Source organism: Pseudoalteromonas sp. ATL1, assembly GCF_058933015.1.
Genome location: NZ_JBZYXL010000001.1, coordinates 2,015,738 through 2,041,998 on the forward strand (window position 1 = coordinate 2,015,738; position 26,261 = coordinate 2,041,998).

Genomic DNA, 26,261 nt, shown 5'->3' on the forward strand with positions numbered 1-26,261 from the left:
AAATGAAGAAACTATTTAAAGGCTTTGCAGTAGCCGCTGCACTATCTGTTTCTGCAGGTGCCGCGCTAAATGCACACGCAAATACAGCAGCTCTTGATAAAATCCTACAAGAAGTAAAACAAAACCGTATTTCTGAAGGTAAAATCAACAAGCAACGTGAGCAAGAGTTCCTTTCTTCTCGCGCAAATCAACAATCGCTTCTTAACAAAGCAAAAAGTGACCTAGCGGCAGAAAAAGCACGTGGCGAGCGTTTGAATAAAGAGTTCAAGCAAAACGAAATCACACTTGCTGAGAAAGAAGTTGAGCTTGCAAACGCAACAGGTACTTTAGGTGAGATGTTCGGTGTTGTACGTCGTTCAGCATCTGAAGCTATCGGTTCTATCGAAGCATCACTTGTTTCTGCTGAAAAACCAGGACGCGCTGAAGTACTTCGTTCTCTTGCTGCTGCAAAAGAGCTACCGACTACTCGTGAGCTAGAAGAACTTTGGATTGCATTCCAAACTGAAATGACAGAGTCTGCAAAAGTATCTACTTTTGAAGCTCAAGTTGCTGAACTTAGCGGTGAAATCAACGTTAAGCAGGTTACTCGTGTTGGTAACTTCAACCTTGTAACTAAAGATGGCTATGTTCTTTACGATGCAGCTAACAAAGCAATCACACCGCTTGGTAAGCAACCAGACGGTTACGTGTTAGACACAGTTGATTCACTAATCGGTACTTCAGCAGGGTCTTTCACTAAGTTTTATGTTGACCCAACTCGTGGTTCAATCTTGCGTCTAAACACGCAGCGTGCAACTGTTGAAGAACGTTGGCACCAAGGTGACACGGTTGGTTACATCATCACTGCACTATTAGCAGTGGGTGCATTGCTTGCACTTGTTCGTTTCCTTGACCTAATGTTGGTTGGTGCGAAAATCAAGGCGCAAATCAAAAACATCAACACGCCTAACACAAACAACCCGCTTGGTCGTATCTTGAAAGTTTACCATGACAACAAGAACCAAGACGTTGAAAACCTAGAATTGAAACTTGATGAAGCTATCCTTCGCGAGACTCCACGTATCGAAGCAGGTATCAACATCATCAAGATCTTGGCTGCTATTGCACCACTACTAGGTCTACTAGGTACGGTTGTTGGTATGATCTTAACCTTCGAATCAATCACACTATTTGGTACTGGTGATCCGAAGATCATGGCTGGTAACATCTCTCTAGCGCTTGTAACAACAGCTCTAGGTCTGATTGCAGCTCTACCTCTAATCCTATTACACGCTATCGTTTCAGGTCGTAGTAAATCAGTACTACACATCCTTGACGAGCAAAGTGCAGGTATCGTTGCTGCACATGCGGAGAAGGAGAAAGCCTAATGCTAGTCCTGATGGAGACCTGGGAATCTATCAGGGATTTTGTTGGCACAGGCGGCCAGGTTTTATACGTGGTCGCGATAGCACTCTTTATTATGTGGGTTTTAATGATTGAGCGCTATTGGTTCCTACTAGCCGAATATCCAAAAATGAAAAAGGATATCGTCGCTAAGTGGGACGCCCGCCAAGACACCACGTCTTGGTACGCACACAGAATCCGCGATGCATGGATTTCTGAAGCGTCTGAGAAATTAGATGAGCGTATGTTGATTATCAAAACATTGGTAGCAATGTGTCCATTAATCGGCTTACTAGGTACAGTAACAGGTATGATTTCAGTATTTGAAACCATGGCTACTCAAGGTACTGGTAATGCACGTTTGATGGCATCAGGCATCTCAATGGCGACGATACCAACAATGGCAGGAATGGTTGCGGCACTGTCAGGTGTATTCTTTAGCACTCGCCTTGAAGCAAGAGCGAAAATGGCTAAAGAGCAGTTGATTGACAGCTTGCCACATCACTAGAGAGAGATATAAATATGGCACGTAAACAACGTTTTCGTGAAGAGGAAGAAGCAGCAGTAGATATGACGCCGATGCTAGACATCGTATTCATCATGTTGATCTTCTTCATCGTTACCACTTCTTTCGTAAAAGAAGCTGGTATTGAAGTTAAGAAGCCTAAGGCTGCTCAAGCTCAACAAACGAAGAATGCTAACGTCTTTATCGCAATTCGTGAGAATGGCGAAATTTGGATGGATAAGCGTCAAGTTGATGTTGAGCGTGTAAGTGCGAACCTTGAGAGTATTCTTGCTGAACAACCAACTGAGACTGTTATTATCCAAGCGGATAAAGGCGCTAAGCACGGTGTGGTTGTAAAAGTAATGGACCAAATCAAGGCGACTGACGATGGCCTGAAGATTTCAATCGCTGGAGCTAAGTAATGATTCGTTTTCTGTTTTCACTGATTGCAGGTGGGGCAGTTACTTTCGGCTTGTTCTTTTTCATGTCCTATCTAATCTCCGGAGGAGCTGATAGGGCTAACGAAGAAAAAGAACAGATTGTGGTCGAAATTTTGACGAATCCACCTGAATCTGAGGTGCAGGAGCGGAAGCGTGTTCCGCCTCCGCCGCCACCTCCACCGAAGCAGCCGCCTAAGCCGCAGCCGCCTCAGCCTGAAACTGCTAACCCTGCAGCTGGTGCAATTGGCTTTAATATGCCTAGCATCGACTTAGGTGGTACAGCAGGTGGTTTGAGCGGTCCTGGTGAGTTTGGCCGCGATGGTGATGCGACACCTATTGTACGTATTGAACCTAAATATCCAGTTCAAGCAGCACGTGACGGTAAAGAAGGTTGGGTACAGCTTTCATTTACTATCAATGAGCTGGGTGGTGTTGATGACGTAGAAGTTATTGATGCTGAACCAAAGCGTATTTTCAACCGTGAAGCCATTCGAGCATTACGTAAGTGGAAATATCGCCCTAAGATTGTTGATGGGAAACCTCAGAAACAAGAGGGTATTACAGTTCAGTTAGACTTTAAACTCAATCAAGGTTAAGGAGGCTAAATATGACGCAGTTTAAAAAAGCAACAGCTCTTGCGCTACTTATGTCTCTATCTGGCACTATCTACAGCAGTGCAGCTATGGCAGCGCCGGATTACGCTAAGATTGAAGAACGTAAGAACGCCAAAACCAAAATCATGGGTGAGCGTACAGGTAAGAAAGTGGTTAAAGCTTTCGACTTGTACAATGAGGATAAAATAGACGAAGCAATCGCATTGCTTAAAGAATTAGATCCTTCTGATGATTTTGATAAAGCAACAGTTAACCGTTACTTAGGTAACATGTACGCACAAAAAGAGCAGTATGCCGAAGCGATTAAATATATTCGCCTAGCTGTTGCTCCTGATGCACTTAACTTCAAAGATCAAGCTGACTTATATAAGCTTCTTGGTGACCTTTATGCGGGTACCAGTAAGTTTAATGAAGCGATTAAAGTGTATAGCGATTGGATGGACTTCACTGGTGAAGAAGATGCAAAAGTATACGCTCGTATCGCTCAGGGTTATTATGAGCTGAAGCAATACAACAAAGTTGAAGAGCCAGCGGATAAAGCCATCAAGCTTGATAAAGAGCCAAATAAGCAATACCACATGCTTAAAATTGGTGCGTTCTTTGAACTTAAGAAGTACAGAGAAGCAGTAAAAGTTGCAGAGACACTTGTAAAACTATTCCCAGAAGATCCAAAAATGTGGACTCAACTGGGTTCTTTCTACATGCAAGTTGAAGATTATTCTAAAGGCTTGTCTATCATGGAAGTAGCTTATAACAAAGGCTATTTTGAGAAAGAAAACCATTACAAGATTTTGAGCAGCTATTACTCACTTAACGAGATCCCTTATAAAGCAGCCGTTGTTTTCGAAAAGGCGCTAAAAGCGGGTCAAGTTGAGCGTACTAAGCAAAATGTGACTGCTACAGCAAGTTATTATCACCAAGCTAAACACTTGGTAACTGCTGCAAAATACTATGAAGAAGCTGCAAAGTTCGATAACGATGCAGAGCTTTATAGAAAAGCAGGTAGCTTACTATTAACAGAGCAAAAGTTCGGTGCTGCGGTAGAACGTTTAAACAAAGCACTTGAACTTGGTACAGATAAGGAAGGTACAACGTACTCTGACTTAGCTGAAGCTTACCTATACCAAGAAAAGTATAAGCAAGCGTACCAAGCGATTGTTAAAGCTCAAGAGGATCCTAGAACACGCAAATTTGCACGTGGTTGGGCAACGTTCATTAAGGACAAAGCACAACGCAAAGGCGTTAAGATCTAACAAAAAAAGCCCCAATCGGGGCTTTTTTATTACCTACAGTATTTTCATAATATGCAAATATACCGTTCAAATTTCCTGAAACTTGCGCTGTGTTTCGCGAGTACCTTATATCTAGCAGGCTGTGAAAAAGCAAATACGCCAGCAGCCGTTAGCTATCAATCAGCTGAAACAGCGATAAAAGAAGTAAATCAGTTACTTGCACCGCAAGAAATAACTAACAAGCATGTCATCATGCCATTCTCTGAAGCGTATCTAGAGAAAAGACACGTAACCTATGAGCTTATCGACACCGCATCACTCAATGCTGCTCAGTTGGACGAACTCAACTATTTAAAAATTCAGGAGCGATACCCTGAGCGATACATAATGTGGCCTGCACACGTAGATGTGCTCAAAAATGCTGCGCTACTGAACTTGGATAATCAAACGATTGAAGCTTGGCTTGCTGATGTGGTTGCTAAATTAAAAGAAGCAAAAGAGAGTAAAATAGCGCTGTCTCGCATTGAGCTATCCAGGCTGACAAGTTATCTTGATGGAAAGCCAAAAAGCACCTCGCTATTAACGTATCTCCAAAACTATAAACCACGAAATGGTATTGGCCTTTATCAGTTACCAAACGGAAAAGAGTGGTACCAAAGTAAGCTTAATTTTTATTATACCAAAGCCACTTCGCCTAGCGAGTTACTTAACACCGTCCAGCAGTCTTTAACTGATAAGTTTGTTGATGCGAGTGAAGAAGCTGCTCGCATCATAGAGCAGGGAGACAACCTGACTCTAACGTTGACGCAAATGCGCTGCAAAGCGCGTGAAAAAGGTCTTAATTGGTTGGATGGCTATACTAACGTCCCCGCGACACTGGCAAACTGTGAGCTGCGCTTAAGCAAGAAAGAGCAAGCTTTAGTATTAGCTTTGATGGAGGTGGACTTAGGTGTGCATTATCAGGGGTGGTCTCTTAAGCAGTCACAAGTGACGCTACAATCTAGATTAAAGCTGACAGACAAACAAGCATATGAGCTGATTGAAGGGATTGCTTTACATCCTGCCAGCATTTTAGCGTTATTGCCAAAAATCTAAACGTGGTGGTTTTTGTCGTAACAATGATGACACCGCTGGATCGTGGGATCTGATTTTAGCGCTTCAAGATCTAGCTGTGTCTCGCAGTCACAACAATAGCCAAATTGCCCAATATCAATTTGGCACAATGCAGCCTCTAGCTTTAATAAGCGCTTAAAATTTGGGAATTGCTGTGGATTAAGTTGGTTTGCAGCGATATCCAACCAATCAGTTGGAGAACTTTGCTCTAACTGCTGTGCAAGTTCATCTGCAAATTGATGACCAGAATGCTTTAACTCAGTCAAAAATGAGTTACGAGCTTGTAAAAGCTCATTTTCCAATCGGTCTTGAAAGTTTCTTGTTTGTTCTGAATTCATAATAGCCCCTCCTGTGAGTGTCTATTATCATCAGCTTTAACGAGCGCTATTATGATTTGAATCAAGTGTCGGACATTTTGCATATTTCTCGAGCACACTAACAACATCTTCTTTGCGCTTTAGAGTTTTTATCTCATCAAAGAGGGTGTGCGCTTGTGCGTATTCACGTTTTAAATAGCCTAACCATTGCTTAGTACGTGCGGAAAAGTACTTTTCACTTACATTCGGGTCCTGATGCATCGATGAATGAAGTATGTGATAAATCACATTTTCCCAACTCAGAGTTTGATGGTGCGTGTTATGAACCTTAGCTTTTATTTTGGCTGCCAGATCTGGCATCGCCAGCGCACCTCGGCCTAACATCAAATCATCACATCCGCTTCGTTTTTGACACAATAGCGCATCTTCAACTTGCCAAATTTCGCCATTGGCAACAACCGGTATTGTCAAACGCGCTAATAAAGGTGGGATTTTTTCCCAGTACGCAGGTGGCTTATAACCATCGCGTTTAGTGCGAGCATGAATGGCTAAGCTTGATGCGCCAGCACTTTGTACGGCATCAACAATTTCACTACTGTTGCTATCATCGTCAAAGCCTAGGCGTATTTTGGCACTGACAATGTGTTCTTCAGGCACAGCCTCTCGAACGGCCTTGATAATTTGGTAGATTTGTTCTGGCTCTTTTAGTAAAACTGCACCGCCTTTGCTTTTATTGACCGTTTTTGCTGGGCAGCCAAAATTGAGGTCTACACCGTGGGAGCCAAGCATAACGGCTTTTCTTGCGTTAGCTGCAAGTACATGCGGAACTTGGCCCAGCAGTTGTATTCTTACGGGCGTGCCTGCACGTGTGTAGCCCTTGTTGAATAGCTCTGGGCAATAGCGCATAAAAACTCTGCGCGGCAAGGTTAAATCAACGACGCGAATAAATTCAGTTACGCATAAGTCGAAGCCACCAATATCGGTTAATAACTGGCGCATTTTAAAATCAACGACGCCTTCCATTGGGGCTAATACTAGTTTCATACTGCTCGACTCATGTGCAAAAGGGCCGCCATTTTAAACGAGCAGCTAGACGATGCTAAGTAGAAATTTGCTTTTTTTTATTTTTTGTTGAAATACTTTTAAGCTAAGTTTGGTCTTGTACACAGAATCGTTTATTTCAACAGAGAGAACCATCATGAATACAATTAAGAAAAACTCTATCGCTTTAACTTTAGGCGCTGTCGTAGTTGGTACCGCTGGTTTAACAGCAACTGATGCGCAAGCTAACCCATTTGCGTTTGAAGCTATGACTGCTGGTTACCAACTAGATGGTGGTGAAGGTAAGTGCGGTGAAGGCAAATGCGGCGGTGAAAAAAAGGCTGAGAAAGAAGGCAAGTGTGGCGAAGGTAAATGCGGCGCAGAGAAAAAAGCTGAAAAAGAAGGTAAGTGCGGCGAAGGTAAATGCGGTGGCGAGCACAAAGGCAAAAAAGAAGGTAAGTGCGGCGAAGGTAAATGTGGCGGCGAGCACAAAGGCAAAAAAGAAGGCAAGTGCGGCGAAGGTAAATGTGGCGGCGACAAAAAAGCTAAAAAAGAAGGCAAGTGCGGTGAAGGCAAATGTGGCGGCGACAAAAAAGCTAAAAAAGAAGGTAAGTGTGGCGAAGGTAAATGTGGTTCACACTAATTTTTAGTTTTTGATTAAGGAGTAGCCTGTGGCTACTCCATTGCTTTAGAGGTAAACAATGCAAGTAAATGAGTTGGGTAATGTTGGTTTAGGGTTGAGAAGGGAAATGCTAGACGAGTTTTTAGTCTCGCCACCATCACAAGCCAAGTTTTTTGAGGTAGCACCCGAGAACTGGATGAGAATGGGGGGCAAGTTTGGCAAGCAATTTGAGCAACTCACCCAGCAACACACGTTTATTTGTCATGGTTTATCTTTGTCTTTAGGCTCACCCGAGCCCTTAGACGTCGCTTTTGTAAAAGAACTCAAATCGTTTTTTAAAACACATAACATCAAGTTATATAGTGAGCACTTGAGCTACTGCTCAGGTACGGGTCACATGTATGACTTAATGCCAATCCCTTTTACTGAAGAGGCTGTGACGCATGTTGCACAGAGAATACGTCAAGTTCAGGATATATTAGAACAGCGCATAGCGGTTGAAAATGTGTCGTACTACGCAGCTCCTGGTCAAGAGATGACGGAGCAAGCATTTACTTTAGCGGTTTTAGAAGAAGCAGACTGCGATTTACTGCTTGATGTGAACAACATATACGTTAATAGCGTTAATCATGGCTACGATGCGCAAGGCTTTTTACAAGCCATGCCAACCCAACGTATTGCCTACGGACATGTTGCTGGCCACTATCAAGAAGCAGAAGATTTATTAGTTGATACGCATGGCGCGCCGGTGTGCGATCCGGTTTGGCAGCTACTCGGTAACGCCTATCAACATCACGGCGTATTTCCGACCTTGTTAGAAAGAGATTTTAATATTCCCACAACGGATGAACTTGAAAGCGAAATGGCCCATATAGCGGCATTGCAAAAACCATTTATGACATCAATAAAAGGGGTAGCATAATGTCATTTATTGAAGTGCAAAATGCATTTATGGCACATATTCGCGACCCAGAAAATGCACCTCAGCCTCTAGGAATTGAAGATCGTCGACTCAATGTGTACAGAGAACTTTTTTTCAACAACATTGAAGGATTTGTCTCATCGGCCTTTCCGGTTCTAAAAAGCTTGTACAAAGAGGAGAATTGGTACGCGTTAGTACGACAGTTTTTTATTCAACACGACTGTACTTCACCTTACTTTTTAGAGATAAGCCAAGAGTTTCTGAGTTATTTGCAGACGCAATATCAACCAACCGAAATTGATCCGCCTTTTATGCTCGAGCTTGCGCACTATGAGTGGGTAGAGTTAGATGTTGCCGTGTGTAAAAGCACCGACGACTACGATACGTTAATGGACATAGAGCAAGATGGTCTTTACTTGCGAGATACCGCGCGTAACTTAAGCTACCAGTTTCCTGTACACCAAATATCCGTAGATTTTCAACCTACCCAGATGAGTGAGCAGCCACACTATTTTTTAGTATATCGTGATGATGAAGACGAAGTGGCCTTTATTTCATCCAATGCAATGACCGCTTTGCTGTTGCAAACCATAGAACAACAACCGAATATTCAATTACGCGTACTCGTATCACACATTCACCAACAGTTGCCGCAGTTTAGCCAAGAACAGTTATTTGCTGGTGCCAAACAAACGTTGGCTGCATTTGTTGAACTGGGTATTATCGCAACCAAAAAAGCGCAATAGGGCTTTAACCGTTCGGGCATTTCGATTATTATGTGCGCCGTTTTGTCGTGCTAATAATGAAGGTAGTAATTATGTCTAAAGGTGAATTTAAAGACCCGTTCAACGCAACTTACTTTATCGCGTTTCTAGCTGTTTTTGCTGGTATTGGGTGCCTAAATGCAATTTTAGGTTGGGCAACTGCACTTGCATAAGCTTAATCTTGATTGTAATGGGCTGCATATGCAGCCTTTTTTGTACATTTTAGCAACGCTCTGAGCACTTTCGTGCATAATCCCACTCCCTACCGTTCCATGTTTGGTCATTCTTGTTATAATCAGCTTCTTTGAAAGTTTATTTAACAAAGCGTGCCAAAATGACACAAGTTAATTCGTTAAAGATAAAAGAAAGTATTGTTACTATTGAGAACTACCCAAAACCGGGCATCATGTTCCGCGACGTAACAACCCTAATGGCTAATCCAGAAGCGTTTAAGGCCACCATCGACAGCTTTGTAGCTGCATATAAAGACAAAGGTTTTACCAAAATCATTGGTACTGAATCTCGCGGCTTTATTTTTGGTGCGCCACTGTCTTACGCATTAGGCATTCCTTTTATTCCTGTACGAAAGCCAGGCAAACTGCCTAGAGAAGTAATTTCACAGTCTTATCAATTAGAGTACGGTGAAGACACACTTGAGCTTCACTCAGATGCAATTGTAGAAGGCGATAAAGTACTATTGGTTGATGATCTACTCGCAACAGGCGGTACCATCGAAGCTACAGCAAACCTAGTTAAACGCCTTGGCGGTAATGCAACTGACGCTGCATTCGTAGTTTCTCTGCCTGAATTAGGTGGCGAAAAGCGTATCGTTGATATGGGTATTAACGTACTGAAACTCGTAGAGTTCGAAGGCGAATAATATGAGTTATCAAGTTCTAGCGAGAAAGTGGCGTCCGCAAACTTTTCATCAATTAGTTGGCCAGCAGCATGTAAAGCAAGCGTTAGTCAACGCATTGAATGAACAGAGATTGCATCACGCATACTTGTTCACTGGAACTCGGGGCGTTGGTAAAACCACCATCGCCCGTATTTTTGCCAAAAGTTTAAATTGCGATCAAGGCATTACCTCAACGCCCTGTGGACAGTGTAGTAGTTGTCAGGACATAGAAGCAGGCAAATTTATTGACCTTATCGAGATTGATGCCGCATCTCGTACTAAGGTAGAAGACACCCGAGAAATTTTAGATAACGTGCAGTACGCGCCTACGCGGGGTCGATACAAGGTGTATCTCATCGATGAGGTGCATATGTTGTCAAAGCACAGCTTTAACGCTTTGCTTAAAACCCTTGAAGAGCCGCCACTGCATGTTAAATTTTTACTCGCCACCACTGATCCGCAAAAACTGCCTGTTACCATTTTATCTCGCTGCTTACAGTTTAATCTCAATGCCATGTCGCAAAATGAGATCATTACGCAGCTCAGTGACATTTTGCCGCAAGAGCAAGTCAGTTTTGAGCCGCAGGCGCTACAAGCCTTAGCAAAAGCGGCGGATGGCAGTATGCGTGATGCGTTAAGCTTGACCGATCAAGCCATTGCGCAAACCAATGGCGCGCTTTCGTTGACCGCTATTCAGCAAATGTTAGGCCTCATGGACAGCGCCCATGCTGTGCGCTTGTTATCAGCCATAATTTGCCAAGAGCCCGATAGCTTATTGCAAAGTATTGATAATATCGCCACGCAAAATGGCAACTTTGTCAGTGTGTTAGATGACTTAATTGCGCTGACCCATGCAATGCAGCTTGCGCAATTGGTGCCTCAAGCGGCGCGGCTCAGTGATTTTGACCCGCAAGATGTGGCTATGCTGGCCGAACAAATAGGGGCGGAAAAAGTACAGCTGTACTATCAGTTGTTGCTCAATGGCAAGCGCGACTTACAATGGGCGCCAGAGCAAAAACTGGGTTTTGAAATGCTCATGCTGCGCTTATTGGCGTTTGAAAAAATCAATTTACAAGCCAATGCACCAACGGCTCAATCCACACCAGCACAGCCACCTAGCAAAAAGGTTGATGGATTAAGGGCGTTATTAAATAAATCGAACCAAACCAGCAGCATTACGAATGCGCCAGCATCAAGCCTGCCAGTGCAACAAATGCCGCAGCCAACACAGTCGCCACAAGAACAACGCATGGTTGCTCAAAATGAGGCTCAGCTGCAGCAGCAAGCGCCAGCAAACGAGCAGTTGCAGCCACAATTAGATGACGCCCAAGCCCAGCATGCTCAAAACGACTTTGCAGATGAGCAGCAAGAAACCATATTTGCAGAGCAATACGAACAGGTATTGACACAAGCAAGCGAGCAAGGTTTTGTGCCGCAAGCACCGCAAGCACCGCAAGCACCGCAAGCACCGCAAGCACCGCAAGCACCGCAAGCACCGCAAGCACCAGCCGAGCAAAGTCAGCCACAATCGGCCAACATTGCTGACAAAGAAAAACAAGCACAATCTGCCATTGCGCGTATTTTGCAAAATCGCAAAATATCGGGCGCTGGGCAGCTAATGCAAGGGCAGGGTGATGAGGCAAAAAAGCCTCAGGCGCAACAAGCGCCAGCAAGCCAGACAACTCCGTCGACTAAAAAAAAGGTCGACTTTAAAGAGCGCCATAAAACCAAACAAGAAAACTTAGCACCAGAATTATTGGAGCAGATCGCGCCGTCAACGCCAAGCAAAGACGTTGAACCACAAGCGCCCAATATTCCCGTGCCGGAAGATTTTAGTAGCCCGATCAGCGATATCAAATTTGCCCATCAGCAAGACGAATGGGCGCACTTAATTAAACGTATGGGGTTAGGTGGTCGCATGCGTCAATTTGCGCTGCACTCCATTTTTAGCAAAGACGGTCACACATTTAAATTGGAAGTGGATCAAAGTCAACAACACTTAGACAGCCCAATGCTACGCCAAAGGCTCACTGCCTCTTTGTGCGAGATATACGGTTACGAAGTGCAACTCGACATAAGTTTTGCACCGGGTGTAATTGACTCACCGTATTTAATACAGCAAAAAATCGACGCTGACCGTTATCAGCAGGCGGTAGATGTAATTAATCAAGACACAAACGTGGTACAGTTTGTAGAAGAATTTGACGCAACGGTGGATGAAAATACCGTTCAGGCATTGTAATCAAGTACAATAGCCCTTATCTTTTAGCCCAATTGAATTGATGTAAGAGAGCATATTATGTTTAAAGGTGGAATGGGTAACATGATGAAGCAAGCGCAGCAAATGCAAGAGCGCATGCAAAAAGCCCAAGAAGACATTAAAAACCTAGAAGTAACTGGCGAAGCAGGTGCAGGCCTTGTGAAAGTAACCATGCTTGGTAGCCACAACGTACGTCGTGTTGAAATTGACGAAAGCTTAATGGAAGACGACAAAGACATGATTGAAGACCTACTGGCAGCCGCGGTAAACGACGCAGTACGCCGCGTTGCTGAAGAGTCTGAAAAGAAAATGGCAGCTATCACTGGCGGTATGCAATTACCACCAGGCTTCAAAATGCCGTTCTAAGTTTTAGATAAAACGAGTTTTAAGATAGCGCCTAATGGCGCTATTTTTTTGTTTGCAGTTTCCCATATCAGGGGCGAATTTATAGCTTGTGACGGGATATTAAGCGAATTAGCATATTAATAATATGTGTGTTGAGCGCTGTAGTTTTGTTGCTGCTCTTTTAGTTGGGTAGCTTCAATCGTCGCACTAGAGGCTGGCAAGCTTGTCAGATTACGGCCAAATATCAAATATATTTCATAGGCTTGGACTAGGTTCATAACCGTTTTGCCGCTTTCAAAATTACTGATAGTGGCTTGATCAACACCAAGTAAAGCCCCGAGTTGTTTTTGTGTGAGTCCACGCTCTTTTCTGAGCTTGCGTATCATGATTTGCAGCTCATTCTTAAACTGCGTAACAACCGCTTGTCTGCGAGTGGTATTGTGTTTCATCGCCGTCTCCTTAAAGCAAAATGGTGTTGATCAAGTGAACGGCTTGTTTAAGTGGCATCGCCCTGTGTTGCACAACTTCGCTAGATACTCCCTGTATCGCCTCATAATCATCTAAAAAGAGCGCTAGGTCATATTGCTTACTGTTATGGCTTTTTATATGTACCAATACGTAGCAGCGAAGATGAAGCGTATCAAGTTGACGTATTAAATCAATGTCTTGCGCAGTCATATTGGGTTTTAGGTTGCTTGCGAGTTTATTAGCAAATACATGTTTAATATAAACAGCCTGCTTGTACTTTTGATAGATGTAAATATTTTTAAAACCATTCACTGGTTTCACCGTGCCATTTATGCCGTTTAGTAAGTTGATACCATCCATAGTGCTCTCTCTAATTGGTTACGATAAGTTAGCATTATGGTTAGAATGGTGTGAAAAAATCTCCACACGGTAAAAAATAAGCGAATAAATTTGTAGGAACAGGTTTTAAAGCACTGAAAATAAAGAAAGAGAGGGAATTAGAAAGTGGTGACAATGGATTTTAGCTGGTAGCTATTGCGACCAGCCGATGCTTTTCAGTCGCAAATTTACAGCGCGCTAGCTTCATCTGAACGGTTCGACTTTGCTTCAACAATCATCATGGTGAGTAAAGCACCACAGCAAAGTGCCCATGCTAGATAGATTAGTGCCTCAAAGTTATCATAAATGAGGGTCCAAGATGTCATGTCAAAGACAATAAACGCTATATCTTCGGTAAAGGCTAGAAGATAAATTGTTGCCATATAAAGGTAAATCCAATGAAAAATGCCATCATAGTGAGTGTGCTTTATCTGGTTTGATGTTGATATGAGACGTGACAGTTGTACTCTAAAAATAAGTACTAGAACCGTTAATAGGCTAAGTAGCAGCTGTGTACCATAGATCAACGAACTTTGTAGTAATGCATTTTCTTCAGGTGTTACTACATTGATTAAACCTGTCTCAAAAATGATGGTAGAAAGGCCTGTCATCACCAATATAAAGCCTGATATATGTGCCATATTGATGTTTTTTGTGTATGTACTCACCGCTATGGTTCCACCCAATAGCAATAAATACATGTAGGTCACTGTACTAGCGTTCCAAAGTTGACTAAAAATAAATGCAACGGTCACAATATCGAGTAACTTGGCTTTACCATTGCTATTTGCTTCTTCACGTATGGTCTTAATTTGACTAAACAGCACGGCCAAGTCTAACTTGCAGTATTGTAACCAGCGAAAAAGCTTTTTAGCGGGAATATCACTTACACCCAACTCATAATTTATGATGGTTTTTCTATCCACATTGAGTTTTCGCGCCATCATTTGTTGCGTGATATTGGCGCGTACTCGTACCGCTTTTAAATCATCACCGTCAATCATGTATTCTGCTCAGTCATACGCTAAAGCGCTTATTAAAGCGCATTAGCTTTATCTGAATGGTTTGTTTTGGCTTCAACAATCATCATGGTGAGTAATGCGCCGCAGCATACAGCCCACGCAATATATATAAGCCCTTCAAAGTTGTCGTAGATGAGTGTCCAAGATTTCAACTCAAAATAGGACCAAGCTACGTTTTCCAGCAAAGCCAATAAGTAGACGATTGATGTGTAGATATATATCCAATGAAAAACGCCATCAAAGTGCGTTAGCTTAATATTTTCTGATTTGGAAATTAGCCTGGATAGTTGCACTCTAAAAATTAAAACAAGAACAAGCATTAGACTAAACAGTAAATGGGTACCGTAAATAAGTGTACCTTGCAGAAGTTTATTGTTATCAGGTGTTAAATAATTTATGAAGCCAGCCTTAAAAACAAAGTAATTTACACCGTATGTGAAAAAAATGAAGCCTGCAATATGAGCCATGTTGGGGTTATTTGTATATGTCCCATAGGCGACACAAATAGCAAGTAAGCAAAAATAAAGTGGGATAACTATGCGATGATCCCAAAGCTGTATGTAAAATATTGCAATCGATACAATACTGAGCAAGATTAAGTTTGAAAGTTTCATTATCTATCCTTGATGAAATAATGGAAAAGCACAGGCACCGGCAATCATTTCTCTAGGAGGTTTTATCGGTAAGCCACCAGACACTAAAGCGCAGTTATTAATAGAAAGCTTGCATATAGGTTTTTTGTTTCTTGGTCGCTTTATAGAAGTGCCCCCAAATACAAAAGCATAAGTATTGCTAGGAAGAGAGCGTATTGATACATTTTCTTCAGCTCTAGGAGGCTTAATAGCCAAAGCGCCACCATACACCAAACCACACTCCCTTTTTGCGATTTCCTTTTGCTTTCCATTTGCCTTTATAAATAAATTCATAGAGCTAAACACACGGTGTAGGCTAAATTTGTTCATGGTTCTTCATCCTGTAAGTTGGGTTTTTCTTTACTGTTGGTGATGTCGCGGATCTGTTTTATTTCGTTTAATAACGATCCAGCATCTATCTTACAATATAAAAACCACAAAAAAAGCTGTTTTGAACGAATATCACTCACACCTAATTCGTAATTTATGATGGTTTTTCTGTCACACTTTAGCTTTTTGGCCATTGCGTCTTGGGATATTCCTGCATTGACTCGCATGGCTTTTAAATCATCACCCTCTATCACATCCGTATCCTTTTTATTGTTGGGGAGATTTTTCTACAGATATACATAATGTTAACAACGAAGTGCAGATGTTAAAACGAGAAGGACATGTCAACGTTGTCAATGCTTGAGCAGAATACAATAACTGCTTTAAAAACAAGCAGAGGAAAGGATATTAAAAAAAGCACTGAAAATCAACAAGTCATTTACATTTAATGGTTTGGTTTTGTCTCTTAACTCATTCACCAACCTAACCCTATTCGTCACCCTGAACTTGCTTCAGGGTCTTTGCAGTTGATGCGTTAGTGTGCCAAACAATCAGCTCCTGACCTTCGTCAGGAAGACGGGGTATAGAATGATAAGGGCGCCGAACCATCAGATCCTGGCTTTCGTCAAGATGACGGGTGTGGGTTTAGAGCCTTTTTAAATCTACTCATTGGGGTGAGGGGACTTTGGATCTGAGCATGAATTCTTGAAGAAAAACCATTTAAGGTTTTCTACGTATACAACGTGAGGACTAAAAAGGCTGATATAAAATCTGCGTACCCATTACAAGCTACTGACAACGCAGCTCAAAAATGCTAGCTTCTCACCACGATAAATAGGGATATAGATAACCGTTTTTACGCAAATAATAAACAATGATCTTCTCTAAACATCTTATTTTAATTTATGGTGCCGCTGCGCCTTTAAAAGTCACTCATCATTATTTTTTGGAACACTAACATGACCAACAACAATTTCTCTCAAACTGCTGCTTTTATTTGGTCGGTTGCAGATCTTCTGCGTGGTGACTTTAAACAATCTCAATATGGGCGCGTTATTCTGCCGTTTACTTTGTTACGTCGCCTCGAATGTGTGCTTGAACCAAGCAAAGAGGCTGTACTTGCAGAATACCAGCGTATTAGTGCTATGAACCTGCCAGAAGAAGCGCAGGAAAAATTCCTGCTGCGCGCTACGCAAATACCTGTACAGCCCGATGGATTATCATTTTTCAATACCTCGCCAATGAACCTGAGCAAAATGGGCCAAAGCGATATTAAAGCCAACCTTGAAAACTACATTCAGTGTTTTTCAAAAGATGCCCGTGAAATATTTGAACACTTTAAATTTGATGAGTTTGTTGGCTTACTAAACGATGCCAACCTGCTTTACAAAGTGGTTGAAAAGTTTGCTAACACAGACTTAAGCCCAAAGGCCATTTCAAACCATGATATGGGGTTGGTATTTGAAGAGCTAATTCGACGCTTTGCGGAAAGCTCAAACGAAACCGCAGGAGAGCACTTTACCCCACGTGATATCGTGCGTTTAACGACCTCGTTGGTATTTATGGAAGACGATGATGCCTTAAGCGTTGATGGTATTATCCGCACCATTTACGACCCAACGGCGGGTACGGGTGGCTTTTTGTCATCGGGCATGGAGTATGTTCATGAGCTAAACCCAAAAGCGGTGATGCGTGCCTTTGGGCAAGAGCTAAACCCTGAGTCATACGCTATTTGTAAAGCCGATATGTTGATCAAAGGCCAAGACGTCAGCCGCATTAAGCTGGGGAATACCTTGTCGAACGATCAACTACCCGCAGATAAGTTTGACTATATGCTGTCTAACCCACCATTTGGCGTAGATTGGAAAAAGATCGAAGGTGATATAAAAGATGAACACCTTCTCAAAGGGTTTGATGGCCGCTTTGGCGCAGGCTTGCCGCGTGTATCAGATGGCTCATTGCTGTTTTTAATGCACTTGATCAGCAAAATGCGACCAGTTTCTCCAATCGACAGCCATGCGGTTGATGGTATTAGCCGTAATGGTGGGCGTATTGGTATTATCTTAAATGGCTCACCACTCTTTACTGGTGGTGCAGGCAGTGGCGAGAGCGAGATCCGCCGCCATATTCTAGAAGCCGACTTACTCGAAGCGATTATCGCCTTGCCAACCGATATGTTCTACAACACAGGTATCGCCACGTATGTTTGGGTCTTATCGAATAAAAAGTCGAATAAAAAAGAAGCTGAACGCAAAGGCAAAGTACAGTTAATCGATGGCACTAATTTGTGCGGCAAAATGCGTAAATCCCTTGGCTCTAAGCGTAACCTAATGAGCGATGATGATATTAAAACCATCACCCGAGCCTTTGGTAACTTTGAAGTGATAGATGCACGTCCTGTAGATAACCCCCTTTCTTCACAAGGGCAAGAAAAGTCTAACCGTGGTCGTCAGTCAACGACTGCTAAAACAGAGGCACCAAAAACCTTTGCCAGCAAAATTTTTAACACTTATGAGTTTGGCTATCGCCGTATTACCATTGAGCGACCACTAAGACTATCGGCACAAATCACTGATGACGCCATTGCATCGCTGCGTTTTGCGCCTAAGCCATTTAACGCGGTGATGCAGCGTATTTATCAAGACTTTGCTTCATCATGGACAGATGAAACCTATGGGCAGTTAGGTGAGGTTGAAAGCCAAGTGCGCGCACTGATTAAAGCCCAGTTTAGTGAGCTTAAAGAAAAGCAAATTAAAGATGTGCTCGATAGCAATACATGGCTATTCCAAAAAGCACTGATGGAAAAAGCGCAAAAGCTGCAAACTTACTTTGATGAAAAGGCAGGGGATATTTTAGGCGGCAGCTCAAACTGCTCAGATGATTTTAACCAGTTTGATATTGATTACCGCAAGGCGCTTAAAGCCTTAGACATAAAATTTGACGTCAAAGAAACAAAGCAATTTTTAGAGGCTATCACCACTAAAAACCCTGCGGCGGAACCTGTGGTGGATAAAGCCCTAAAAACGGATGCCGATGCACTTTACGGCGCGTTTGCATATCAAGGTAATGTCACAAAGTGGCAAGGTAAAGTGGTGGCATACAAGCAAGATGGTGATTTGCGCGATAACGAAAACGTGCCATTAAGCGGCGCTTATGAAAAAGGTCAAAGCACCCCAAATATCACCACATCTGATTTAATCGAAACTTACTTTAACAAAGAAGTAGCACCACATGTGACCGATGCTTGGATTAATGCTACTAAGTGCGATGAAAAAGACGGTGAAATTGGTGTGGTCGGGTATGAAATCCCACTCACAGGACTATTCTACAAATACCTTCCGCCTAGACCTCTAAAAAAGATTGATGAAGACTTAGATATCGTTAGTGCCGATATAATGAAGCTGCTTCAAGAGGTGCATTCATAATGGGTAGGTATAAAGAATATCAGGAATATAAAAACTCTGAAGTAGAGTGGTTAGGAAAAGTACCTTTAGACTGGGATATTAAAAAAATTAAACATCTTAGCCCTGTAAAGAGAGGTGCATCCCCTAGGCCAATTGATGACCCAAAGTATTTTGATGAAGAAGGCGGTTATTCATGGGTTCGCATAGCGGATGTTTCTGCTTCAGATACCTATCTTTACCAGACTACTCAAAAAATGTCTGAACTCGGTAGTTCATTGAGCGTAAAGTTAGAGCCAAATCAACTTTTTTTGAGTATCGCTGGTACGGTGGGAAAGCCATGTATTAATAAAATTACAGCCTGCATTCACGATGGTTTTGTATATTTCCCAGATCTAAAAATTCCAAACAAGTTCTTATTTTATGTCTTTGCAGGTGAACAGGCATATAAGGGCTTGGGTAAAATGGGAACCCAGCTTAATTTAAATACTGATACCGTTGGTGGTATCAAGGTAGCGATACCTAAAAAAGAACAAGACATCCAAGCGATTATTAATTTTTTAGATTACGAAACAACCCAAATCGATACCCTAATCGAAAAGCAGCAACAGCTTATTAAGCTGTTAAAAGAAAAGCGCCAAGCGGTGATCAGCCATGCGGTGACTAAAGGCTTGAACCCAGATGCACCAATGAAAGACTCAGGAGTGGAATGGTTAGGTGAAGTGCCAGCGCATTGGAGTGTTACTCCTTTGGCTGGGGTAGCGGATGTTATTGATCCAAACCCTAGCCATCGAAATCCTAAATATACAGATGACGGCTTTCCTTTTATATCTACAGTTGAGTTCACTGGTATTGATAATGTCGAGATCAATACACCGAGACGTGTTGCAGAAGAAACTGTGCTAGAACAAGAAAAACGATGTAACTTCCAGGAAGGCTCAATAGCATTTTCTAGAAAAGGAACTATCGGTGCCGTGAGGATTTTACCTCATGGAATTCGCTTTGCTCTTCTTGACTCCGTATGTGTTATCAATTGCGGTGAAACAGTTCTGTATGAGTTTCTTTATCAACAATGTCGTTCTAGCTTATTTGAATCACAGTTAGGAGCTGAAACTAGAGGGGCTGCTCTAAAGCAGGTTAGTGTTGGAAGAGTTAGAGCAGTTAAGACTTTTATTCCCCCTTTGGAAGAGCAAAAAGAAATTTTGGCTTACTTAAATGAAGCCTTATCAAAACTAGACAAAACGGTAGAACTCGCTAACAAGCAAGTTAATTATCTCACGGAACGCCGCACAGCCCTAATATCAGCCGCAGTCACTGGCAAAATTGATGTGCGTAGTTGGCAAAAACCCAAGGCACAAGAAGAGGGCGTGGCTTAATGAATTTAACTTTATGCTAATGTAAGCCAAGCAACGGTAAAGGACGCACCAAAATGAGCAAGCCAACCCCTGTATTTGAACAAGACGTCATAGCGCTGATTAAGCAAGCTAAACAACGCGCTGCTGTGGCGGTAAATAGTGAAGTAAGCTTACTGTATTGGCATATTGGGCAACGTATTAATCAAGAAGTGCTCAAGGGCAGCAGAGCAGACTATGGCAAGCAGGTGGTCACTAACTTAGCAAAGCAGCTTACTTTGCAATTTGGTAAAGGCTGGAGCGCGCAACAACTGCGCCATTGTATGAAGTTTGCACAGTGTTATACCGATGAGCACATTGTCTCTGCACTGCGGAGACAATTAAGTTGGACGCATATCAAAACCTTGATTTATATTGATGAGCCACTTAAGCGCGACTTTTATAGCCAAATGGCCATTACCGAAGGTTGGTCTACCCGCATATTAGATGAACGTATTGGCGCGATGCTGTTTGAGCGCACCGCCATTTCAAAGCAACCCGATAGCACGATCACCACCGAATTGGCAGCCCTGCGAGAGCAAGGCCAGTTAAACGAAACCTTGTTACTCAAAGACCCATATTTACTCGACTTTTTAGATCTCAACGACCGCTATTTAGAAAAAGACCTTGAAGATGCCATTTTGCGCGACATTGAACAGTTTTTACTGGAAATGGGCGCAGGCTTTACCTTTGTAGCAAGGCAAAAACGTATTCAAATAGATGAAGACGATTTTTATATTGATCTACTGTTTTACAACCGCAAGTTAAAGCGTTTAGTAGCCATTGACTTAAAAACCGAAAAATTTAAACACGCGCACAAAAGCCAAATGGAGTTGTACTTACGTTGGTTGGCAAAACACGAGCAAGAAGCCGACGAGTTGCCGCCGCTGGGTATCATTTTATGTAGTAGCAAAAAACAAGAACAAATTGAGCTACTTGAACTGGATAAATCGGGTATTCATGTGGCAGAGTACTTGACGGTATTGCCGCCACTTGAGGTATTAAAAGCACGATTGCAACATGCCACACAAGCCGCTAAGCAGCGCTTAGTACATAAAGATATAGCGCAAACCAATAACAATAAAGATTAAAACTATGACAGACAGCACGAAAGAGCAGGAATTCCAGAACGATATTATCAGGGAAATGGTGGCAAACGGTTGGGTGCAAGGCCAGTCTGAGCACTACAATCGTGAATTGGCATTGTACGAACAAGATGTACTGACCTTTATAAAAGAAACGCAAGGCAAAGAGTGGCAAAAGTTTTGTAAGGTTTACCCTGTTGACTCTGAGCGCCACTTTATTGATGCGCTTGTTGCTCAGCTAAAAAAGGCTGATATTAATGCCACCGATAAAGTGTCCCGCACCTATGGCACTTTAGGTGTGTTGCGTCATGGCTTAAAAATTCGCAATGCGCGTTTTTCATTATGCCAGTTTAAGCCAGAGCATGATTTAAACCCTGAAACCCTTGCTCGCTACGAGCAGAATATTTGCCGTATTGTGCCTGAGCTAATTTACAGCCCCCATATTTCCAAAGAAAGTGCCACGCAAGCGCACTTAACTACTACGGGTAAAAAGGCAAAAAGGTGGCGTATTGATTTGGTGCTGTTTGTGAATGGTTTGCCCGTTGCAACCTTAGAGCTAAAGTCTGAATTTAAGCAAGCAGTTGAAAATGCCATTAAGCAATATAAACGTACTCGTTTACCTAAAGACCCTGCCACGAAAAAGCCAGAACCACTATTAACTTTTAAACGTGGTGCGTTAGTGCACTTTGCGCTAAGCCAATATGAAGTGTATATGGCAACTAAATTGGCAGGAGATGACACCTTTTTCCTACCGTTTAACAAAGGTACAAGTGAAGGTGGCGCGGGAAATGATATACCAACGCGCTCTAATGAAAGGGATCTAAACCGCTATGCCACAGATTACTTATGGAATGAGGTATTAACGCCAGCTAACCTACTGAATATCATTGGCCGTTTTATTCATTTACAGATTGAAGAAATAGAGGATTGGGAAGGGCTAAAAAGCAAAAAAGAAACCCTGATATTCCCGCGTTATCATCAATGGCATGTGGTCACCAAGCTAATTGATGCGGCAATAGAAGAAGGCGCGGGTAATAAGTACCTTATTCAACACAGTGCAGGGTCGGGCAAGTCAAACTCGATTGCTTGGACAGCGCATCAGTTATCAACTTTGTATGATGACAGCGGCAATAAGCAATTTCACTCTGTGATTGTAGTAACAGACAGAACAGTTCTTGATGACCAGCTACAAGATACCATTTATCAATTTGAACATGCCGATGGTGTAGTTGGCCGTATCAATAATAAAGAAGGTGATGGCTCTAAATCTGAAAAATTGGCGTCAGCACTAGATAATTCACAGCCGATAATCATAGTCACTATTCAAACCTTCCCGTATGTATTACGTGCGATTGAAAACAGTACCAGTTTAAAAACCCGTAACTATGCGGTGATTGCTGATGAAGCACACTCATCGCAAAGTGGTTCAACGGCGCGTCAGTTAAAAGAAGTGCTGATGACAGACGAAGCTGACGATGATACAGAGCTAACTTCTGAAGATATTCTTGATGCAACGATAGCCGCTCGACGTGGTAGTGCCAATTTAAATTACTATGCCTTTACAGCAACCCCCAAGGCGAAAACACTTGAGCTATTTGGCCGTTTACCTAACCCAGAACTGCCGGCATCTAAACAGAATAAACCAGCAGCATTTCATGTTTATTCTATGCGCCAAGCCATTGAAGAAGGCTTTATTCTAGATGTATTGAAAAACTACATAAACTACCAAGTGGCGTATCAACTTGCGCAAAAAATCGAAGCGGCAGATCAAGAAGTAGATAGTAAAAAAGCCAAAGTGAAATTGAGCCAATGGGTACGTTTGCACGAATACAACATTTCACAAAAGGTAAAAGTGATTGTTGAGCATTTTAAAGATAACGTGATGGGCTTATTGGGCGGTCAAGCCAAAGCGATGGTGGTAACCAGCTCACGTAAAGAAGCAGTACGCTATAAGTTAGCTTTTGATAAATATGTGGCTGAAAACGGTTATCAATCTATTCGCGCCTTGGTTGCGTTTTCAGGTGAAGTTGAATTTAACCAAAATGACCCTGATGTAATTGCTTTGCTTGATCAAAAGTTTACTGAAAAAAACATGAACACAGACCTTAAGCAAGATATGCGTGAGGCGTTTGATACTGATAGTTATCAATTGATGCTGGTGGCGAATAAATTTCAAACAGGGTTTGATCAACCCAAACTATGCGCTATGTATGTGGATAAAAAGCTCGGTGGTGTTGAGTGTGTTCAAACGCTGTCACGCTTAAACCGTACTTATCCGGGCAAAGCCCAAAGCGGCACCTTTGTGCTCGACTTTTATAATGAGCCGCAAGATATTTTAGAGGCATTTCAACCTTACTATCAAACGGCTGAACTGACTGACGTGACAAATCCTGACGTGGTGTTTGAATTGTTTGAAAAGCTGCGAACCAGCGGCATTTTCTTATGGAATGAGGTTGAACAGTTTGTTGAAGCGTTCTTCACCAAAAACAAATCGAATGCGGCTATTAGTAACATTTGTAAGCCCGCAGTGGAGCGTTGGCAAAAGCGCTATAGCTCATCAGTAGAAGCCTACATTCAAGCAAAAGAAATGTTTGAGCGCACCAAAAAAACGGGTGATGCAGTGCTGATAGCAAATGCTGAAAATAGCTTTAAAGCGTGTAAGCAAGAAAAAGACCGCCTAGAAATATTTAAAAAGGACTTAGGCAGCTTTACCCGTTTTTATGAGTTTATGTCGCAGATAGTGGACTACGACGATAAAGAGCTGGAGAAGCTAAGCTTATACGCCCGACACCTGCGCCCATTATTACGTGAAAAGGTGATTGAAGAAGATGATATCGACCTTGATAACGTTGTAATGAGCCACTACCGATTGTCTAAAATTCGCCAGCAAGATATTCAGCTCAAAGAAGACACGGCGGAGTATCAACTTGAACCAAGCAGTGATGTGGGCAGTGCAAAGGCCAAAGACAAAAAAGAAGAGTTTTTGTCTAACATTCTTGCTCGCCTGAATGAGGTATTTATTACCGATAATCTCACTGACAAAGACATGATCAATTATGCCTTCACAGTACGCGACAAGTTGACTGAAAACGAAACGGTGATGAGTCAAATTGCCAATAATACCCGTGAACAAGCGATGCTTGGCGATTTTCCAAAAGCAATTGATGATGCCATCTTAGATAGCAATGAAGCTCATCAAGAGCAAATGATGCAGTTGTTATCTGACCCATCTAAAACCGCTCAGTTTGCAAAAGTGGTATTTGATATGTTGTATGGGTTTAAGCGATAACCTAAAGAGTAAGTGAACTGAGGCACTAAGCCCAGTCGTAAAGAATAAGAGAAAACCTATGGCATTCAGTGAATTTGAAATAAAACGAATCGAAAAAGTAGTGGGTGGGGCCGTTGAAAAGCGCCGTCCGCTAGTAGAGCTGCGCAATAAACGTGATATTGGCTTTCGTATTGATAAGCAATCGGTGTTTATATTTGAGCGCCGCCCTGATTGGCGTGATCAAAGCCAATACCACGAGTTTGAGAATGTTAAATTCACTTATGTTAAGTCGCAAAAAATCTGGAAGATTTATTGGTTGAGGCAAAACCTAAAATGGCATAGCTATGAACCAGAGCCAACAGCGAAGAGTATTGAGCTTGCGCTTGCAGTAGTCATGAAAGATGAATATGGCTGTTTTTTGGGGTAGTGATTAATAAAAGATCCTGACCTTCGTCAGGATGACGGATGTCTAGAAGGGGGAACTGCACCTCAAACTTATTCGAGGTCCTGAACCTAATCACCAATCTAACCCTATTCGTCACCCTGAACTTGCCTCTGGGTCTTTGCAGTTGATGCGTTAGTGTACCAAATAACCAGATCCTGACCTTCGTCAGGATGACGGGTGTATAGGAGAGGTGAGCATCACTGTATCATTTTATTAATTTATTATTAGTTTCAAAATCAAATGGTTATCTTTAACTTATAGGCAGTGTTAGCTCGTCTATTGATACTTTCAGCACAAAATCAGAAAAACACCATACGGCCGTCAGGTGTTTTAAAATCAATTTATATAACTTGGCTACTTATTCACACATACGAATAAAAAGGATAAGTGATGCGTTATATAGCTATGCCCATTCTGCCATTGTTTTGCATGCTCACGATGAGTGCAAAAAGTCTGGCTCAAGATAAGCCATGTTTGGCAGAGCAAGATTACTTTGGTGAGCAGCCTCCGAGCCTCATCCCCAAATTATTCGCTCCTAAAATAGTCGCTCCAGAGGGGCGCTTTGAAAGCGGTATGTTTAACCCTGAGATGACGGAATTCTATTTCACCCGTAAAAATGGCCAGTATAAAAGGCGCACGTTTTTTGTGATCCGCTATGAAAATGGCTGTTGGGGTCAAGAAGCTGAAACGGATCTTAGGTGGCCGCAGTTTTCTGCCGATGGCAAAGTGATGCGCCTTGGCAAAAAATACAAAGAGCGCACCGCAACTGGTTGGTCTGAGACAAAAAGCCTAGGCTCTTTTATACAAGAGCAGGGGCATGGTTTGTCGGTGTCAGCAAACGGTACTTACTATTTTCCATTTTATAAAAAGCAAGATAATGGTCATGGCAATATTGGCTACTCGCGTAAGGTAAATGGTCAGTACCAAGACCCTGTGAAGCTGGGGCCGCAGATCAACACCGGTGAGTGGATAGCGCACCCTTACATTGCGCCTGATGAATCTTATTTAATATGGGATGTGGTGCGCGATGTAGGCTATGGTGGCTCTGATATTTATATCAGCTTTAAAAATGAACAAGGGGCTTGGTTACCCGCAGTCAATATGGGTGAACATATTAATACTGAGTTAGATGAGAGTGCGCCATGGGTGAGCCATGACGGCAAATATTTGTTTTTCTCTCGTGGTGATTGGCATCGTAAAGAAGATGGCAGCAAAAACTGGGTTGGTAGAAGCTATTGGGTGGATGCCAAAGTGATAGAAAACTTGCGGCCTAAACAGTAATCTTTTTTGAGTAAAGTGTGCGGTGCGTCGTTTGGCGCATCGCATCAGTTGAAATATAACGTCACTTGTCTAAGGTAGTTAGATTCTGAATCAAGTTCAGAATG

At 42.4% G+C, this 26,261-nt stretch carries 26 protein-coding genes; 18 read left to right on the forward strand and 8 right to left on the reverse strand.

The window, feature by feature from the left end; all coding sequences use genetic code 11:
* The first annotated feature begins 2 nt into the window (after positions 1-2).
* Genes AC5FX4_RS09070 through AC5FX4_RS09095 form a run of 6 tightly spaced genes read left to right on the forward strand, consistent with a single transcriptional unit; the run spans position 3 to position 5,269 of the window.
* Positions 3-1,367, forward strand: a complete 1,365-nt coding sequence (locus tag AC5FX4_RS09070; protein WP_493606100.1) for a MotA/TolQ/ExbB proton channel family protein — start codon at positions 3-5, stop codon at positions 1,365-1,367.
* Positions 1,367-1,891, forward strand: a complete 525-nt coding sequence (locus tag AC5FX4_RS09075) for a MotA/TolQ/ExbB proton channel family protein (protein ID WP_493606101.1) — start codon at positions 1,367-1,369, stop codon at positions 1,889-1,891. The genes AC5FX4_RS09070 and AC5FX4_RS09075 overlap by 1 nt, the downstream gene beginning before the upstream one ends.
* A 14-nt stretch (positions 1,892-1,905) precedes the next feature.
* The gene (locus AC5FX4_RS09080) at positions 1,906-2,310 is read left to right on the forward strand and encodes an ExbD/TolR family protein (RefSeq protein WP_493606102.1); all 405 of its coding nucleotides are present in this window, start codon (positions 1,906-1,908) and stop codon (positions 2,308-2,310) included.
* Positions 2,310-2,924, forward strand: coding sequence for an energy transducer TonB (locus tag AC5FX4_RS09085; RefSeq protein WP_493606103.1), 615 nt, complete (start codon positions 2,310-2,312; stop codon positions 2,922-2,924). Before AC5FX4_RS09080 ends, AC5FX4_RS09085 begins: the two co-directional genes overlap by 1 nt.
* An 11-nt stretch (positions 2,925-2,935) precedes the next feature.
* Complete coding sequence (locus AC5FX4_RS09090; protein WP_493606104.1) at positions 2,936-4,195, forward strand: tetratricopeptide repeat protein; 1,260 nt, start codon at positions 2,936-2,938, stop codon at positions 4,193-4,195.
* Positions 4,196-4,246: 51 nt separating this feature from the next.
* Entirely contained in the window at positions 4,247-5,269 is a 1,023-nt protein-coding gene (locus tag AC5FX4_RS09095; protein WP_493606105.1) for a hypothetical protein, read from the forward strand.
* Here AC5FX4_RS09095 and AC5FX4_RS09100 read toward each other — a convergent pair.
* A complete protein-coding gene (locus AC5FX4_RS09100) occupies positions 5,266-5,625 on the reverse strand; it encodes a conjugal transfer protein TraR (RefSeq protein ID WP_493606106.1) in 360 nt (119 codons plus the stop codon). The genes AC5FX4_RS09095 and AC5FX4_RS09100 overlap by 4 nt on opposite strands.
* Before the next feature lie 36 nt (positions 5,626-5,661).
* The gene (locus tag AC5FX4_RS09105) at positions 5,662-6,648 is read right to left on the reverse strand and encodes a tRNA-dihydrouridine synthase (protein ID WP_493606107.1); all 987 of its coding nucleotides are present in this window, start codon (positions 6,646-6,648) and stop codon (positions 5,662-5,664) included.
* Positions 6,649-6,802: 154 nt separating this feature from the next.
* On the opposite strand from AC5FX4_RS09105, the gene AC5FX4_RS09110 reads away from it, so the two are divergent.
* The 6 genes from AC5FX4_RS09110 to AC5FX4_RS09135 all read left to right on the forward strand — a co-directional run bounded on the left by AC5FX4_RS09110 (position 6,803) and on the right by AC5FX4_RS09135 (position 12,477).
* On the forward strand, positions 6,803-7,288 hold the full coding sequence (locus AC5FX4_RS09110; RefSeq protein ID WP_493606108.1) for an HvfA family oxazolone/thioamide-modified RiPP metallophore: 486 nt from the start codon (positions 6,803-6,805) through the stop codon (positions 7,286-7,288).
* 58 nt (positions 7,289-7,346) lie between these two features.
* Complete coding sequence (locus AC5FX4_RS09115) at positions 7,347-8,189, forward strand: HvfB family MNIO-type RiPP peptide maturase (protein ID WP_493606109.1); 843 nt, start codon at positions 7,347-7,349, stop codon at positions 8,187-8,189.
* On the forward strand, positions 8,189-8,935 hold the full coding sequence (locus tag AC5FX4_RS09120; protein WP_493606110.1) for an HvfC family RiPP maturation protein: 747 nt from the start codon (positions 8,189-8,191) through the stop codon (positions 8,933-8,935). The genes AC5FX4_RS09115 and AC5FX4_RS09120 overlap by 1 nt, the downstream gene beginning before the upstream one ends.
* A gap of 352 nt (positions 8,936-9,287) precedes the next feature.
* Positions 9,288-9,833 (forward strand): adenine phosphoribosyltransferase, encoded by a 546-nt coding sequence (gene apt / locus AC5FX4_RS09125; RefSeq protein ID WP_493606111.1) that lies wholly within the window; start codon positions 9,288-9,290, stop codon positions 9,831-9,833.
* A gap of 1 nt (position 9,834) precedes the next feature.
* On the forward strand, positions 9,835-12,093 hold the full coding sequence (gene dnaX / locus AC5FX4_RS09130; RefSeq protein ID WP_493606112.1) for a DNA polymerase III subunit gamma/tau: 2,259 nt from the start codon (positions 9,835-9,837) through the stop codon (positions 12,091-12,093).
* Positions 12,094-12,150: 57 nt separating this feature from the next.
* A complete protein-coding gene (locus AC5FX4_RS09135; RefSeq protein WP_493606113.1) occupies positions 12,151-12,477 on the forward strand; it encodes a YbaB/EbfC family nucleoid-associated protein in 327 nt (108 codons plus the stop codon).
* A 116-nt stretch (positions 12,478-12,593) separates the two neighbouring features.
* Here the strand turns inward: AC5FX4_RS09135 and AC5FX4_RS09140 are convergent, their stop codons facing one another.
* From AC5FX4_RS09140 to AC5FX4_RS09165, 6 genes are all read right to left on the reverse strand, one after another.
* Positions 12,594-12,905: a helix-turn-helix transcriptional regulator gene (locus AC5FX4_RS09140; protein WP_493606114.1), complete on the reverse strand. Its 312-nt coding sequence runs from the start codon at positions 12,903-12,905 to the stop codon at positions 12,594-12,596.
* A gap of 10 nt (positions 12,906-12,915) precedes the next feature.
* Positions 12,916-13,284: a hypothetical protein gene (locus AC5FX4_RS09145; RefSeq protein ID WP_493606115.1), complete on the reverse strand. Its 369-nt coding sequence runs from the start codon at positions 13,282-13,284 to the stop codon at positions 12,916-12,918.
* A gap of 206 nt (positions 13,285-13,490) precedes the next feature.
* Positions 13,491-14,306 carry a helix-turn-helix domain-containing protein gene (locus tag AC5FX4_RS09150; protein ID WP_493606116.1) on the reverse strand — a complete coding sequence of 272 codons (816 nt, stop codon included), beginning with the start codon at positions 14,304-14,306 and terminating at the stop codon, positions 13,491-13,493.
* Positions 14,307-14,338: 32 nt separating this feature from the next.
* Complete coding sequence (locus tag AC5FX4_RS09155; RefSeq protein ID WP_493606117.1) at positions 14,339-14,938, reverse strand: hypothetical protein; 600 nt, start codon at positions 14,936-14,938, stop codon at positions 14,339-14,341.
* Between the two features lie 3 nt (positions 14,939-14,941).
* On the reverse strand, positions 14,942-15,286 hold the full coding sequence (locus AC5FX4_RS09160) for a hypothetical protein (RefSeq protein WP_493606118.1): 345 nt from the start codon (positions 15,284-15,286) through the stop codon (positions 14,942-14,944).
* Positions 15,283-15,540, reverse strand: coding sequence for a helix-turn-helix domain-containing protein (locus tag AC5FX4_RS09165; protein WP_190363934.1), 258 nt, complete (start codon positions 15,538-15,540; stop codon positions 15,283-15,285). The genes AC5FX4_RS09160 and AC5FX4_RS09165 overlap by 4 nt, the downstream gene beginning before the upstream one ends.
* A gap of 705 nt (positions 15,541-16,245) precedes the next feature.
* Here AC5FX4_RS09165 and AC5FX4_RS09170 point away from each other — a divergent pair.
* From AC5FX4_RS09170 to AC5FX4_RS09195, 6 genes are all read left to right on the forward strand, one after another.
* Positions 16,246-18,711: a type I restriction-modification system subunit M gene (locus tag AC5FX4_RS09170; RefSeq protein WP_493606119.1), complete on the forward strand. Its 2,466-nt coding sequence runs from the start codon at positions 16,246-16,248 to the stop codon at positions 18,709-18,711.
* Positions 18,711-20,063: a restriction endonuclease subunit S gene (locus AC5FX4_RS09175; protein WP_493606120.1), complete on the forward strand. Its 1,353-nt coding sequence runs from the start codon at positions 18,711-18,713 to the stop codon at positions 20,061-20,063. Before AC5FX4_RS09170 ends, AC5FX4_RS09175 begins: the two co-directional genes overlap by 1 nt.
* Before the next feature lie 53 nt (positions 20,064-20,116).
* Positions 20,117-21,169, forward strand: coding sequence for a PDDEXK nuclease domain-containing protein (locus AC5FX4_RS09180; RefSeq protein WP_493606121.1), 1,053 nt, complete (start codon positions 20,117-20,119; stop codon positions 21,167-21,169).
* 4 nt (positions 21,170-21,173) lie between these two features.
* Entirely contained in the window at positions 21,174-24,452 is a 3,279-nt protein-coding gene (locus AC5FX4_RS09185; RefSeq protein WP_493606122.1) for a type I restriction endonuclease subunit R, read from the forward strand.
* A 58-nt stretch (positions 24,453-24,510) separates the two neighbouring features.
* Entirely contained in the window at positions 24,511-24,858 is a 348-nt protein-coding gene (locus tag AC5FX4_RS09190) for a DUF3024 domain-containing protein (RefSeq protein WP_493606123.1), read from the forward strand.
* A gap of 408 nt (positions 24,859-25,266) precedes the next feature.
* Positions 25,267-26,157 carry a hypothetical protein gene (locus tag AC5FX4_RS09195; RefSeq protein WP_493606124.1) on the forward strand — a complete coding sequence of 297 codons (891 nt, stop codon included), beginning with the start codon at positions 25,267-25,269 and terminating at the stop codon, positions 26,155-26,157.
* Positions 26,158-26,261 lie beyond the last annotated feature (104 nt).

Coding starts and splice junctions, on each gene's coding strand:
- AC5FX4_RS09070 (WP_493606100.1), top strand. CDS start 3: ATGAAGAAACTATTTAAAGGCTTTGCAGTAGCCGCTGCACTATCTGTT.
- AC5FX4_RS09075 (WP_493606101.1), top strand. CDS start 1,367: ATGCTAGTCCTGATGGAGACCTGGGAATCTATCAGGGATTTTGTTGGC.
- AC5FX4_RS09080 (WP_493606102.1), top strand. CDS start 1,906: ATGGCACGTAAACAACGTTTTCGTGAAGAGGAAGAAGCAGCAGTAGAT.
- AC5FX4_RS09085 (WP_493606103.1), top strand. CDS start 2,310: ATGATTCGTTTTCTGTTTTCACTGATTGCAGGTGGGGCAGTTACTTTC.
- AC5FX4_RS09090 (WP_493606104.1), top strand. CDS start 2,936: ATGACGCAGTTTAAAAAAGCAACAGCTCTTGCGCTACTTATGTCTCTA.
- AC5FX4_RS09095 (WP_493606105.1), top strand. CDS start 4,247: ATGCAAATATACCGTTCAAATTTCCTGAAACTTGCGCTGTGTTTCGCG.
- AC5FX4_RS09100 (WP_493606106.1), bottom strand. CDS start 5,625: ATGAATTCAGAACAAACAAGAAACTTTCAAGACCGATTGGAAAATGAG.
- AC5FX4_RS09105 (WP_493606107.1), bottom strand. CDS start 6,648: ATGAAACTAGTATTAGCCCCAATGGAAGGCGTCGTTGATTTTAAAATG.
- AC5FX4_RS09110 (WP_493606108.1), top strand. CDS start 6,803: ATGAATACAATTAAGAAAAACTCTATCGCTTTAACTTTAGGCGCTGTC.
- AC5FX4_RS09115 (WP_493606109.1), top strand. CDS start 7,347: ATGCAAGTAAATGAGTTGGGTAATGTTGGTTTAGGGTTGAGAAGGGAA.
- AC5FX4_RS09120 (WP_493606110.1), top strand. CDS start 8,189: ATGTCATTTATTGAAGTGCAAAATGCATTTATGGCACATATTCGCGAC.
- apt (WP_493606111.1), top strand. CDS start 9,288: ATGACACAAGTTAATTCGTTAAAGATAAAAGAAAGTATTGTTACTATT.
- dnaX (WP_493606112.1), top strand. CDS start 9,835: ATGAGTTATCAAGTTCTAGCGAGAAAGTGGCGTCCGCAAACTTTTCAT.
- AC5FX4_RS09135 (WP_493606113.1), top strand. CDS start 12,151: ATGTTTAAAGGTGGAATGGGTAACATGATGAAGCAAGCGCAGCAAATG.
- AC5FX4_RS09140 (WP_493606114.1), bottom strand. CDS start 12,905: ATGAAACACAATACCACTCGCAGACAAGCGGTTGTTACGCAGTTTAAG.
- AC5FX4_RS09145 (WP_493606115.1), bottom strand. CDS start 13,284: ATGGATGGTATCAACTTACTAAACGGCATAAATGGCACGGTGAAACCA.
- AC5FX4_RS09150 (WP_493606116.1), bottom strand. CDS start 14,306: ATGATTGACGGTGATGATTTAAAAGCGGTACGAGTACGCGCCAATATC.
- AC5FX4_RS09155 (WP_493606117.1), bottom strand. CDS start 14,938: ATGAAACTTTCAAACTTAATCTTGCTCAGTATTGTATCGATTGCAATA.
- AC5FX4_RS09160 (WP_493606118.1), bottom strand. CDS start 15,286: ATGAACAAATTTAGCCTACACCGTGTGTTTAGCTCTATGAATTTATTT.
- AC5FX4_RS09170 (WP_493606119.1), top strand. CDS start 16,246: ATGACCAACAACAATTTCTCTCAAACTGCTGCTTTTATTTGGTCGGTT.
- AC5FX4_RS09175 (WP_493606120.1), top strand. CDS start 18,711: ATGGGTAGGTATAAAGAATATCAGGAATATAAAAACTCTGAAGTAGAG.
- AC5FX4_RS09180 (WP_493606121.1), top strand. CDS start 20,117: ATGAGCAAGCCAACCCCTGTATTTGAACAAGACGTCATAGCGCTGATT.
- AC5FX4_RS09185 (WP_493606122.1), top strand. CDS start 21,174: ATGACAGACAGCACGAAAGAGCAGGAATTCCAGAACGATATTATCAGG.
- AC5FX4_RS09190 (WP_493606123.1), top strand. CDS start 24,511: ATGGCATTCAGTGAATTTGAAATAAAACGAATCGAAAAAGTAGTGGGT.
- AC5FX4_RS09195 (WP_493606124.1), top strand. CDS start 25,267: ATGCGTTATATAGCTATGCCCATTCTGCCATTGTTTTGCATGCTCACG.